The organism is Amycolatopsis sp. SID8362, from assembly GCF_010550475.1.
Taxonomy (GTDB): Bacteria; Actinomycetota; Actinomycetes; order Mycobacteriales; family Pseudonocardiaceae; genus Amycolatopsis; species Amycolatopsis eburnea.
On record NZ_JAAGNB010001802.1, the window covers coordinates 1 to 731 of the forward strand.

At 74.1% G+C, this 731-nt stretch carries 1 protein-coding gene; it reads left to right on the forward strand.

Annotated elements, in window-relative coordinates:
• Positions 1 to 179 precede the first annotated feature (179 nt).
• The coding region (locus G3I65_RS54960; RefSeq protein ID WP_239072047.1) for a LysR family transcriptional regulator at positions 180 to 731 on the forward strand (552 nt) is incomplete at its 3' end.

Below are 731 nucleotides of genomic sequence, written 5' to 3' on the forward strand. Positions count from 1 at the left end.
CACTTCGGCGACGGCGGCGTCGTTGGCGCGCAGGTCCGCCAGCACCTCCGGCAGCCCGGGCGGCCGGGACGCGGTGGCGTAGCGCGCCAGCACCCGGGCGCCGGCTTCGCGGACGGCGGTGGCGAGTGGTTCGTGGGTCATTTTTTCTCCTGTGGTTTTCTGGCGATGTGCACCTGGACTTGAACTTGCTCACCGTGTTCGACGCGCTGCTCGAGGAAGGCAGCGTGATGGGCGCGGCCGAGCGGCTGCACCTGTCGTCGCCGGCGGTGAGCCGCACGCTCGGGCGGCTGCGCAAGGTGACCGGCGACGACATCCTCGTGCGCACCGGCCACACGATGGCGCCGACGCCGTACGCGCTGTCGGTCCGGGAAGACGTGCACCGGCTGGTCCGGCAGGCCCGCGAGGTGCTGACGCCGGCCCGCGAGCTGGACCTGGCCGGGCTGGACCGCACCTTCACGATCCAGTGCCACGACGCGCTGGCCGCGTCCGTGGTCCCGGTGCTGGCCGGCCGGCTCATGGCGGCCGCCCCCGGCGTGCGGCTGCGGGTGCTGGCCGAAAACTCCGCCGACACCGACGACCTGCGGCACGGCCGCGTGGACCTCGAACTCGGCGGTGGACGGCCGGCGCTGCCCGAGTTCCGGTCCGAGGTCATCGGCCACGACTCGCTCGTCGTCGCGATGCGGCGGGGGCACCCGTGCGCCGACGGCCTCGACCTGCGTGCCTTCGCCGCG